Here is a 10,994-nt window from a genome sequence, read left to right as displayed (position 1 = left end):
GTTCTTCTTATTTAAAAGTCTCCGAAAAACGCGCCGCTGTCTCTTCGCCATTCTCGCTCATCCAGTTCCAGTCCACTTTAAGTTGTGGAATATCCTTCACATTGGCACGGTTAGTCGCTTCAATGTCTTCGCGGCCTGGGATCAGATAAGCATCTGCAACGAGCTTCTGTGCTTCATCGGACAACAGGTAGTCAATGAATGCTTTGGCATTCTCTACATTCGGACTGGATTTCAGAATCGCTGCCGGTCTTGGGCTGATTACCGTGCCTTCCTCAGGATATACGATATCCAGGGGTTCACCTTTTGCTTTGGAGGAATACGCCATGTAATCCACACCTGCTGCTACGATGCTTTTAGCACCCGTAATGACCGGATCAAGTGCTTCCTGATTGGCGCCCGCCATCGCTACACCATTGGCTTTATAGGCACTCAGCAGATCCCATCCTTTTTCACCAATCGCACTCAGGTATCCTGTGATGAAGTCGAGTGCTGAACCTGATAATGTAGGGTCGGGAATGTTCACTGCATCTTTCCACGCAGGCGTAGCAAGCTCTGCCCAACTTGTTGGTGGTGTAGATACCAGTTTGGTGTTATATACAATACCCAGTGCGGATGCGCTGCTGCTGAAGTAGTTGCCCTCTGCATCCGACCAATCCTTGTTCAGCTTGTCTGCATTCGCTGCGTCCGGGTATGGCATAGTCAGTCCATCGGCTTTCAGAGCCTGTGCTGATGGTAAAGAGGCCAGGATTACAACGTCTGCCACCGGATTGGATTTCTCTGCTTCCATACGAGCCAGAATTTTGCCTGTCGTTCCCTGGAACATCTCGACTTCAATCCCCGTTTTGTCCGTAAATCCACTCACGATGTTATCCGCCAGCTTCTGTGGACCAGCACTGTACAAGACAAGCTTGCCGCCAGCCGGTTTCGTTGTTTCCGCAGCTGCTGCTGTGTTTCCTTCACCCGCGGGTTGTGCCGCGTTGCTTGTAGTTGTGTTGCCCGTACTACATCCGAACAAACTGATACTCATTACCGCAGTTAATAACAGCATTGCACTCTTTTTCCGTGTTTTCATACCCAACATATTCGTCCATCTCCCCTGGTTTCTAATAAAATGTGTACTCCTGCTTCCAACTGCGTGCTCATTCAACAATTTAATATGCCACTGCGATCGCTTCGTTTTGCTTCATACTCGGGTGGTCATAACCATCCATTCGGCATATCCGCTCGGGAGCAACATAAAGCTGAACCCGCTCCCCTAGGCGCACTCTTTGGTTCATATAGGCTGTCCATACGCCCAGCCCTTCCATCTGCACTCGTACTTCATAACGCTCACCTACATAGCTGACACTAAGTACCGTCCCCGGATAACACAGATCATCATGACCTGTTTTGTTCCAGGTGGCATGCTCTGGACGCACCATCGATTGATTAGGCGTGAGCCAGTTGGACTTTCCGATAAACGAAGCGACATACGGATCACTTGGTGCCGAGTAGATCGTTTCCGGGCTGCCCTTTTGCAAGATCCGCCCCTTCTGCATCACCACAATCTCATCCGACATCGACATTGCCTCGATCTGATCATGTGTGACGTACAGCGCAGTCAATCCCATGTCCCGAACCAGTGACATCATCTCAATCCGCATCTCTTCCCGGAGTACAGCATCCAGTGCACTCAGTGGCTCATCGAACAGGATCACACCAGGTCTGACCGCAACAGCTCTGGCAAAAGCAACCCGTTGCTGCTGTCCACCAGACAGCTGATGAGGATATCGATCTTCCATGCCTTGCAGGCGAACCATACCAAGTGCTTCGTTCACTTTTTGCCGCAGATCTGATTTCTGTTTTCCGGCCTTTAGGCCAAACGCTACATTTTCGTATACGGTCATATGCGGCCATAATGCAAAATCCTGAAACACCATGCCCAGATTACGCTTGTGTGTTGGTATATCAATCCGCTTCGCCGCAGAGTAGATACACTGACCATCTGCACGAATCTCCCCCGCGTCCGGCTGTTCCAGCCCGGCCAACATACGGAGCAGTGTTGTTTTGCCACAGCCCGATGGGCCGAGCAGTGTCGTGAACTTTCCATGTTCAAGCGTTAGATCTGTCGGCAGCAGTGCGGGTGTTTGATTAAATGATTTTTGAATTCCTGTCATCTCTAATTTCATAAGCATCCCTGCCTGTCTTCTGTAACTTGATCTCTTGCACTGTTCTCAGTCTAACGTCCGCTTTCGCGAGTTGTATGTCTTGTATGTAAAATTGGAATTAACTTTTTAGATGAATTCTGTTGATGTTCATAGATTAAATCTATAGTAGGTGAACTAATCATTTGCACGATAACGGCGAGGACAGAAGAAACCTGAAAAAGCGGAGCGTTCGCCTTTATCACCGGATTTTCCCTTGAGAAAGGGAATCAAAAAATCTGGGGATAACAGCGATTGGAAGGTTGTTCTGTCATCGTAGTGTCTGTGTAAATAACCTTTAGTTCAATTTATATAGTAGAAGTGAAAGGAGTGTTGGAACATTGAATCTGATCAAATTGCAAATTGTTGAGCTGATCGATAAGCATCATCACATGACAAGCGTGGCCGAGTTACTGGGGATCAAACAACCTACCGTTACATTTCATATGAAGTCATTAGAGGAAGAGATGGGTGTTCGATTATTTGAATCGCGCAGTGGAAAGACTTTTCTAACCGAAGCCGGACAGGCTCTGCTCCATTATTCCGTTAAAATCAATGCTTTGACCCAAGAGGCAAGGCGGGTAGTGAAGGAATATGACAGCCTCTATCGGGGCACCCTGCACATTGGGGCAAGCTATGTACCAGCTACATATCTGTTGCCCGCCATGCTCAACACCTTTTCTCAGGAATTCCCGGGCATTCGTATCGTCTTATCCGTCAAACCATCACCTGTTATTCGCGAGATGTTAATTCGGCATCAGATTGATCTGGGTGTGATCTCTTCCGAGCCATTTGTCGGACCTGCTCTGCAAGCTGAAACGCTGTGTGAAGATGACTTGGTATTAATCTGCTCTCCGCATCATGGTTTGGCCCAGAAGGATGCATTAACGCCCGATCATATCGCACAGATTCCTTTTGCCTTACATGGCAATGAATCCAGTACGCGTCGGTTAACCAACCAATGGCTTGCGCAACATGACATTCGTTTGCGGAGCACGGTGGAGATGGATTCCCTGGAAGCGATCAAACAGCTCGTGTTACTCGGGGGGCATGTCTCATTCATGTCTCGGATGGCGGTACAGTGGGAGGAACAGCAGGGGCTCATTCAAGTTCTTCCCATTCCCGGAGAGCAAGCGCCGCGCCATATCTATACGGTACATAACAAGGACCGCCACCCTTCAGTTCAGTTAAACCGCTTCAAAGAAGTGCTGCGAGAGGTGAGTCACGGCTTCCCCATTTTCCATGGCTGATCGCCCTGATCCGCTATAAACTATCGTTTGCCATTCATCAAATCTATGCAGGGTTAACGCAATGTGCGCTTCCCTTTAATCGCTTTCATATATTCGGGCGATAAAGTGAGTCTGTACGTTAATCCAGATTAGGAGAGTGATTGGTTTTGAAAAAGTGGAAAAAGGTAACTGCCTCATTGATGCTGAGCATCGTAACATTGGGAAGTGGAATGACATTTGTGGGAGCACCCCAGGCTTCAGCTGCTGCCAATGCCGTTCCTGCTTATGAAGTAAAGTTTCTGGCCAAGCCGGAACTTGTATTGAATACAGATGGGACACCACGCAGTGAAGTGATTCAGACACTCGGCCTGAGTTCCACGCCAAGAAACATTAACGTAGAGTACTTTGACACCAATGCTCTCGGATTGGATCAACAAGGATGGAACGTTCGTTTTCGCAAAAAGGATGACAAGAATAACTACGAATTGACTTATAAAAAACGCTACCCTGTGATCAATGGCGATATCAACGCAGCGCTGACTCTGGCTAACCAAGAAGGATTCGACAAATCGGATGATAATTACGAGGCTGAGATTGATTGGGGATATGGCAAACAAACCTTGAGCTTCTCCAACACCAAAAAAGTCGATACCAAAGCAACAGGTGTTCAACTTCCTTCGGAGCAAGAAGCCTTGAACATGTTACTGGACAAGCTCCCGGGCAAATTGAAAAACTGGACTTCCTCCAACTGGGGCAAACAACAACTTACGCAATCCCGTGCATATGGTCCGATCACATTCCAACGTTATGAAGGTACATGGAATGGTCAAGAACTTACACTCGAAGTATGGCCAATCCGCAACGCAGCAGGTACAGGTATTGAGAATATCGTAGAGGTTTCTTTCAAAACCGATGATGCTGTAGCCGTATCCGGACTGCGTACCCAACTGCTGCAATTGCTGGAGAACAACAACTGGCTGATTCCTGCCGATGGCTTGAAGACACAGACGATTCTGGAAAGATATTAATCGCTGCTCTAACTATAAAGACAAGTTCCTCTTCCTGCAGACATCGTAGGAGAGGAGCTTGTCTTTTTTTGCGTAGTGAATTAAATGATCTGTTATTTAAGTAATTCTACGATTAACATCGGTTGAGATTTTACCGGTTATTCGCTCAACAGTTTGGATGATGGGAACTATGTATTGGCTATTTTCCAGCTCGGTAACCTATATCAATTCAATTTTTAGTGGAGAGTTACGCGGTTCAATGCTCAAAATTTCTAAAGTCTTATAATTCCATCACTTGAGTTTCGCGTGAATAGCTGACCCTCGATTTCCCATAGAAATGCTTTAGCGTGCGCAGGCTTCATAAATCTTAATACTATTGGACGTACCCTACCATTCATCTCATAGTGTATTACGAGGTAATTTCTCGAGTTTGAGCTACCTGTTCTATTTGGATATCCTGCACTCCCGATTTTTCTTAATGAGAGTTCAAACGTTTGCTGACCACTTTGAATATAAAAGTTTCCATTACCTATCAGCACATCCACCCGCCTGCCTTCCGCAACTTGTGGAAGCCCTGACTGATGAATCCCTACTGCATGTAACCTTGATCCGAACTGCTGTTTTAATTTATTGGATCGACTCGTCGTTCGAATACCAAATATCGAAACTAAGATAATAAAACCAAGTAAAAACCACATTCTATATACCCCCTTCTCTTTCTCTTCTGTATATCATTTCATATTATCATATGGACTTCTTATTTGTATGACAATATGCGATAATTGATAATTATTCTCAAATACATCATATGTAATGTTACTATTGCAAGTTAAGGAGGGATTCTGGTGACTTTGCAAGTCTTTCCACTGATATCTAACGGTGACCATACCCGTGACCTATATGCAAGATTCAAGACATCCGAAGTTCTAGATCAAGCGTCTTTTCTTCCCCCATTCGTATTAACAGACTCACATCTTCTGCTCATCTGTACTGGCGGTGAAGCCACTATCCGTATTGGGCATAGGCAAAATCATGCCACACTTGGCAAGATTTATCTAATCCTGCCAGGAACAGCGATAGAATATACAACGGATGAAGTTCATCCTTTACAGGGACTCGCGATATATTTTGATCTGTTAAAGCCCATTTCAGATATGAACAAAACCACTTCTGGATCTACTGTAATAGAGGTATACCAAAAAGGGTTACTTCGTTCGTCTTACGCTGATGAATTACCGCGTGAACTCTTTCAGGAATGTACCAGAATTGCCTCCCAGCTCCATGAATGCATCTCTGTACCTCAAGAAAATCGTCCATTTCGTATTCAGACTTTGATGCATGAATTGTTGACCCATGTGTATGCTCCTCCCAAAGAGAGTGCATTAGGGGATTCGGAGCACACCTCTGCTTTGGATCAAACGCTTGAACTTATTGAACTTGGATATGCTGAGCATCTTTCTCGGGAAGTTCTTGCCGGAGTGGCAGGCATGAGTGTATGGCACTATTCGCGGGTATTCAAAAACCGTACTGGCATCAGTCCCATGGAATACGTGAATAGCATCCGTATGGACCGGGCCAAAGAGATGCTGCTCGTCCCCGGCCAAACCATCAAACATATCGCCTCAAAGGTTGGTTTTCAGGACGAGTTTTACTTTAGCCGCAAATTCAAAAAATATGTTGGTGTGTCTCCCTCTACCTATCAACGACAGAAACGCAATAAAATCGCTGCTCTTTCTTTCGGAACGACTGGCCACCTGCTAGCATTGCAGATTATCCCCCATGCGGCACTGATTGATAACCGACGGGATCAACACAGGAATCTGTTTTTTTCGAATATTCCTTATCATCTGGGACGTAGCAAACGCATGAATCCTCGTATCTGGCAAACCAATGTTGAGTTGTTGATGCAAGCGAGCCCAGACCTCATACTCTGTAATGAGTACGAAGCCCAGACGTTAAAAAGAACACTGCAACGAATTGCACCTACCATCGTTATCCCATGGAAAGGTTTGAACTGGCGGGAACATTTCGTACAAGTTGCCTCCATTGTGGGACAGCAACAGGAAGCTCAGCAATGGTTGGAGCAGTATGATGACAAAGTAACCCATGCCAAAGAGCAGCTTAGTCATCTAATCGGTAAGGATACGGTCTCCATCATTCATATCATGATGGGTCATCTGTTAATCTACGGGCGACGTAATGGGGGTGCTGTTCTATATAACGATCTCGGTGTTTCACCTTCACACGATCTGCTTCCAGGGCAAGTCTATCGTGCATTGGATGAACAGGAGTTGCCTCAAATGGTTGGAGATCGCATGTTACTGATTGTGGACCAAGACTCGGAATCCCAGCAGCGTTGGCATAAACTCCAACATACTCAGCTATGGCAACATTTGAAACCCGTGCAAAAACAGCATGTATATCTGCTAGATGAAATGCCTTGGTTGGATTATTCACCGTATGCCCATGATCAAATTATTGATGAGACCATCAAACTTTTTGGTGGCACTCAGCACATTAATCCATGACTGGATAGCACAGAAGGCTATGTCTCCCCCAACATGAGAACGCTACAATATAAAGTGTACTGAGAATCAATATCATTAGAAATACAGGGGGATTATGATGTACAAACAGCATTTTGTCAAAATAACGGGGATACTGTTCATACTCGCGATGTTACTTGTTGCGTGTGGACAGACACCTACAAGCACTTCGCAGCCATCTGCAGATGGCGTGAAATCAGCTGCGGAGACAGATGGTGACTCATCCGCTGAATCAGCTACTAAGACCGTAGAGAGCGCCAGTGGCAGCAAAGAAATCCCGGCACATCCTGAACGGATTGTGTCCATTAATATGGAGGACATTCTCCTCTCCTTGGAGGTACCACTGGTACTCGCTACACCTATTGGCCGACAAGACTACCTGAACGAGCAACTTGAAGCTCAAGGCGTGGCTGTCGAACCCATTAATGAAAGTGTCAATTTTGAAGCTGTAGTCAACGCTAATCCGGACCTCATTATTGCCAATGCCAGTTTGGATGCCAAGATTCTCGAACAACTCGAGAAGATCGCCCCAACGATCACTTATGATCGCCGTAATTGGCAGGAATCTATCGTGCAGGTAGCTACTGCACTGGATATTGAAGAGCGGGCTGAACAGCTTTTACAAAAAAATAAAGATCAAGTAACTGAAGCTCAGAAGCTCGCAGCCGATATCAACCAGACCAAACCTACAGCTGCATTCCTTCGCCTGGAAGAGAAAGATATGCGTTTGTTCTTCTCGTCCATTCCATCCACGCCATTCCCGGCTTCCAGTTATGTAGGAGCGGGTTATGAAATTGGATTCACTCCCGATGCTCTCGTTAGCAAACTAGAGGCAGAGAATCCGGAACGGATGAATGCCAGTATCTCGGTTGAGCTTTTGCCTGAAATCAAAGCAGACTATCTGTTTATCGTGTCCATTAGCTCAGATGGGTCAGCTGAAGCGTTGCAAAAAACAAAAGATGAACTCAACGAAATCCAACAACTCCAAGTGTGGAAAAGCCTACCCGCTGTTCAAAATGGTCATGTCTATGTCCTCAATGCAAAGAAATGGCTCATTGACGGCCCCATTGCCGAATCGCTCAAACGTAATGAAATGCTCGAAGTTCTTGGACTACCTGCTCTATAATAGCAAACATACCGTCTGTTTCATCCACAGCAAACAAAAGGAGATTCACCGGATTTTCGGTGGATCTCCTTTATATTTTATACTCCAAATGGCTTCACTCAGTCCTGTTTCAAGAAAAATCATTCTACATGCTTAACATTTAAAAGCACTTCATGTACACCCTTCTCATCCTACAATTAATTAGAGATAGGTAATCATCAATATCATATATAACTGTCCGACTTTTAATATATTTTAAAATTTTGGGCTGTTTCAATCCCAAGTGCACTCTGGATGAACGTATTGGCAACCCGCTCTACAGGTACGGGATTAAATCCAATAAAGAAATCCTTATATTTTTCCGCCGACTCTACAAACAGATTAGGACTAACTGAATTCAAACGAATACCTCTTGGTAACTCAAACGCTGCCGCTCTGGCAAACGAATCAATAGCCCCATTGACCATAGCGCTTGATGCCCCCTTCTCAATAGGGTGGTCTTGTATAATGCCACTGACTAGCGTGAAACTCCCCTTGTCGTTAATATAGTGCTGACCAATCAACACGATATTAACCTGTCCAAGCAGTTTTCCCTGCACACTAATCCTATTGTTCTCAGGTGTCAGTTCTTCCAGTTTCGCATAATGGGCCTGGCCTGCCGCAACAATGACGTAATCAATGTTAATCACCGTCTCAAAGAGAGAAGTAATACTCTCTGTCGACGTCATATCCACCTGAACATCCCCAGATTGTCTACCCGCTGTAATAACCTCAATGGAATGATCTCTCAGCTTCGCAACAACAGCTTTACCTAGTGTTCCATTTCCGCCAATGACCAGAGCTCTTTTCATTACTATTTGTCCTCCTTTATAAATACGGTTAATCAGATAAGAATTGTTCTGTTTATTTAAACAAAGATTCCATCCTTAATCAAATGACAATTGACCCTATTTTGAAAGGAATACACTTATTCTTTTTAACGCACAAAAAAAGCCCTTGCTATAAGCAAAGACTTTTCTGTATGTTACTAGGAAGCGGGTGATGGGAATCGAACCCACGCTATTAGCTTGGAAGGCTAAAGTTCTACCATTGAACTACACCCGCAAAATAAAAAAAATCGGGATGACACGATTTGAACATGCGACCCCCTGGTCCCAAACCAGGTGCTCTACCAAGCTGAGCTACATCCCGATACTTATGAAAATAATGGCGCGCCCTGAGAGATTCGAACTCCCGGCCTTTTGATTCGTAGTCAAACGCTCTATCCAGCTGAGCTAAGGGCGCAAATATTGGAGCGGAAGACGGGAATCGAACCCGCGACCCTCGCCTTGGCAAGGCGATGCTCTACCGCTGAGCCACTTCCGCAAAACATATGGTGCGGTCGAGAGGACTCGAACCTCCACGGGGGGTTAGCCCACACGGACCTGAACCGTGCGCGTCTGCCAATTCCGCCACGACCGCAAAATATAATGGTGAGTCATGAAGGGCTCGAACCTTCGACACCCTGATTAAAAGTCAGGTGCTCTACCAACTGAGCTAATGACTCATAATGAAATGGCTGGGGATATAGGATTTGAACCTATGCATGACGGAGTCAAAGTCCGTTGCCTTACCGCTTGGCTAATCCCCATTAAAAAATCATGGGGCGACCGAGGGGAATTGAACCCCCGAATGCCGGATCCACAAACCGGTGCGTTAACCACTTCGCCACGATCGCCATAGAGTAAGCCATTCATCCACTAAGAGTATCTTAGTATTAGCAACTTCATCTATAATATACATTCTATCACAAATTCAGATGTAATTACTAAAAATGGTGCCGGCGAGAGGACTTGAACCCCCAACCTACTGATTACAAGTCAGTTGCTCTACCAGTTGAGCTACACCGGCACGGTGTATATTTAATTAAAAAATGGCGGAACCGACGGGATTCGAACCCGCGATCTCCTGCGTGACAGGCAGGCATGTTAGGCCAACTACACCACGGTTCCATAATACTTTCTCAAGGAAAGTTAATTGCGGGGGCAGGATTTGAACCTGCGGCCTTCGGGTTATGAGCCCGACGAGCTACCGGGCTGCTCCACCCCGCGTCGTTATAAAAGTTATATGGTGGAGGCTGAGGGGATCGAACCCCCGACCCTCTGCTTGTAAGGCAGATGCTCTCCCAGCTGAGCTAAGCCTCCATATTATGACCCGTAGGGGATTCGAACCCCTGTTACCTCCGTGAAAGGGAGGTGTCTTAACCCCTTGACCAACGGGCCTTGCTAAAAAAATTATCTGGCGGAGAGAGAGGGATTCGAACCCTCGAGACGCTTGTGACGCCTACACGATTTCCAATCGTGCTCCTTCGGCCAGCTCGGACACCTCTCCATATGGCTCCCCGAACAGGACTCGAACCTGTGACAACTCGATTAACAGTCGAGTGCTCTACCAACTGAGCTATCAGGGAATGGTGGAGCCAAGCGGGATCGAACCGCTGACCTCCTGCTTGCAAGGCAGGCGCTCTCCCAGCTGAGCTATGGCCCCATACACTGGTATATTTCATTGTTGTGGTCTTGCTATGGGCCCTGGTGGACTCGAACCACCGGCCTCACCCTTATCAGAGGTGCGCTCTAACCAACTGAGCTAAGGGCCCTTATATATCCCTTATTCCTTGGCAAGGGGGGCAAAAAAAATACCCCAAAGGGAAATCGCTTGGCGGCGTCCTACTCTCCCAGGACCCTGCGGTCCAAGTACCATCGGCGCTAGAGGGCTTAACGGTCGTGTTCGGGATGGGTACGTGTGGAACCCCTCCGCCATCGCCACCAAACGCGGTGCTTACATTTCAGAGTTGTTGTTCTCTGAAAACTAGATTCGAAACGAAACTTACGCAATCAGAACTTGCATATTTGGATAAGCCCTCGACCGATTAGTACTGGTCAGCT

Annotated in this window: 8 protein-coding genes, 17 tRNA genes and 1 rRNA gene; 4 read left to right on the top strand and 22 right to left on the bottom strand. The window is 46.4% G+C overall.

The genetic code is table 11. From position 1 onward, the window contains the following. Nucleotides 1–7 precede the first annotated feature (7 nt). Both PAHA3_RS23650 and PAHA3_RS23645 read right to left on the bottom strand, forming a co-directional pair. On the bottom strand, nucleotides 8–1,081 hold the full coding sequence (locus PAHA3_RS23650; protein ID WP_062837133.1) for an ABC transporter substrate-binding protein: 1,074 nt from the start codon (nucleotides 1,079–1,081) through the stop codon (nucleotides 8–10). Nucleotides 1,082–1,151: 70 nt separating this feature from the next. Next, on the bottom strand, nucleotides 1,152–2,168 hold the full coding sequence (locus PAHA3_RS23645) for an ABC transporter ATP-binding protein (RefSeq protein ID WP_062837347.1): 1,017 nt from the start codon (nucleotides 2,166–2,168) through the stop codon (nucleotides 1,152–1,154). A gap of 356 nt (nucleotides 2,169–2,524) precedes the next feature. On the opposite strand from PAHA3_RS23645, the gene PAHA3_RS23640 reads away from it, so the two are divergent. Together PAHA3_RS23640 and PAHA3_RS23635 are read left to right on the top strand one after the other, a co-directional pair. Further along, nucleotides 2,525–3,433, top strand: a complete 909-nt coding sequence (locus PAHA3_RS23640; RefSeq protein ID WP_082762976.1) for a LysR family transcriptional regulator — start codon at nucleotides 2,525–2,527, stop codon at nucleotides 3,431–3,433. 146 nt (nucleotides 3,434–3,579) lie between these two features. After that, nucleotides 3,580–4,440, top strand: coding sequence for a hypothetical protein (locus PAHA3_RS23635; RefSeq protein ID WP_062837132.1), 861 nt, complete (start codon nucleotides 3,580–3,582; stop codon nucleotides 4,438–4,440). A 251-nt stretch (nucleotides 4,441–4,691) separates the two neighbouring features. On the opposite strand, the gene PAHA3_RS23630 is transcribed toward PAHA3_RS23635, so the two are convergent. Next, nucleotides 4,692–5,117, bottom strand: coding sequence for a hypothetical protein (locus tag PAHA3_RS23630; protein ID WP_062837131.1), 426 nt, complete (start codon nucleotides 5,115–5,117; stop codon nucleotides 4,692–4,694). Between the two features lie 147 nt (nucleotides 5,118–5,264). On the opposite strand from PAHA3_RS23630, the gene PAHA3_RS23625 reads away from it, so the two are divergent. Continuing rightward, entirely contained in the window at nucleotides 5,265–6,947 is a 1,683-nt protein-coding gene (locus PAHA3_RS23625) for a helix-turn-helix domain-containing protein (RefSeq protein WP_062837130.1), read from the top strand. A gap of 97 nt (nucleotides 6,948–7,044) precedes the next feature. Continuing rightward, a complete protein-coding gene (locus PAHA3_RS23620; protein WP_062837129.1) occupies nucleotides 7,045–8,091 on the top strand; it encodes an ABC transporter substrate-binding protein in 1,047 nt (348 codons plus the stop codon). Nucleotides 8,092–8,315: 224 nt separating this feature from the next. On the opposite strand, the gene PAHA3_RS23615 is transcribed toward PAHA3_RS23620, so the two are convergent. The 19 genes from PAHA3_RS23615 to rrf all read right to left on the bottom strand — a co-directional run bounded on the left by PAHA3_RS23615 (nucleotide 8,316) and on the right by rrf (nucleotide 10,879). Next, on the bottom strand, nucleotides 8,316–8,921 hold the full coding sequence (locus PAHA3_RS23615; protein WP_062837128.1) for a short chain dehydrogenase: 606 nt from the start codon (nucleotides 8,919–8,921) through the stop codon (nucleotides 8,316–8,318). Nucleotides 8,922–9,103: 182 nt separating this feature from the next. Then, nucleotides 9,104–9,174: transfer RNA gene (locus PAHA3_RS23610), tRNA-Gly, on the bottom strand. Between the two features lie 13 nt (nucleotides 9,175–9,187). Then, nucleotides 9,188–9,261: transfer RNA gene (locus PAHA3_RS23605), tRNA-Pro, on the bottom strand. Between the two features lie 16 nt (nucleotides 9,262–9,277). Then, a tRNA-Arg gene (locus tag PAHA3_RS23600) sits at nucleotides 9,278–9,354 on the bottom strand. A gap of 6 nt (nucleotides 9,355–9,360) precedes the next feature. Beyond that, nucleotides 9,361–9,435 (bottom strand) — tRNA-Gly (locus PAHA3_RS23595). 8 nt (nucleotides 9,436–9,443) lie between these two features. Next, nucleotides 9,444–9,531, bottom strand: a tRNA-Leu gene (locus tag PAHA3_RS23590). A 9-nt stretch (nucleotides 9,532–9,540) separates the two neighbouring features. Next, nucleotides 9,541–9,616: transfer RNA gene (locus tag PAHA3_RS23585), tRNA-Lys, on the bottom strand. A 9-nt stretch (nucleotides 9,617–9,625) separates the two neighbouring features. Then, nucleotides 9,626–9,700 (bottom strand) — tRNA-Gln (locus PAHA3_RS23580). 11 nt (nucleotides 9,701–9,711) lie between these two features. Beyond that, nucleotides 9,712–9,787 (bottom strand) — tRNA-His (locus PAHA3_RS23575). Nucleotides 9,788–9,884: 97 nt separating this feature from the next. Beyond that, nucleotides 9,885–9,960, bottom strand: a tRNA-Thr gene (locus PAHA3_RS23570). 23 nt (nucleotides 9,961–9,983) lie between these two features. Continuing rightward, nucleotides 9,984–10,061 (bottom strand) — tRNA-Asp (locus PAHA3_RS23565). A 25-nt stretch (nucleotides 10,062–10,086) separates the two neighbouring features. Beyond that, nucleotides 10,087–10,160 (bottom strand) — tRNA-Met (locus tag PAHA3_RS23560). A 17-nt stretch (nucleotides 10,161–10,177) separates the two neighbouring features. Then, nucleotides 10,178–10,253 (bottom strand) — tRNA-Val (locus PAHA3_RS23555). A gap of 6 nt (nucleotides 10,254–10,259) precedes the next feature. Then, nucleotides 10,260–10,331 (bottom strand) — tRNA-Glu (locus PAHA3_RS23550). Between the two features lie 17 nt (nucleotides 10,332–10,348). Next, nucleotides 10,349–10,440, bottom strand: a tRNA-Ser gene (locus PAHA3_RS23545). Between the two features lie 3 nt (nucleotides 10,441–10,443). Next, a tRNA-Asn gene (locus tag PAHA3_RS23540) sits at nucleotides 10,444–10,519 on the bottom strand. Between the two features lies 1 nt (nucleotide 10,520). Beyond that, nucleotides 10,521–10,596: transfer RNA gene (locus tag PAHA3_RS23535), tRNA-Ala, on the bottom strand. 35 nt (nucleotides 10,597–10,631) lie between these two features. Continuing rightward, nucleotides 10,632–10,705: transfer RNA gene (locus PAHA3_RS23530), tRNA-Ile, on the bottom strand. Between the two features lie 57 nt (nucleotides 10,706–10,762). After that, a 5S ribosomal RNA gene (gene rrf / locus PAHA3_RS23525) occupies nucleotides 10,763–10,879 on the bottom strand. Nucleotides 10,880–10,994 lie beyond the last annotated feature (115 nt).

Origin of the sequence: Paenibacillus amylolyticus (genome assembly GCF_001570725.1) — a bacterium.
Lineage (GTDB): Bacteria > Bacillota > Bacilli > Paenibacillales > Paenibacillaceae > Paenibacillus > Paenibacillus amylolyticus_A.
Note: the sequence above shows the minus strand (reverse complement) of the source record. Positions and strands in the feature narration are given on the sequence as shown.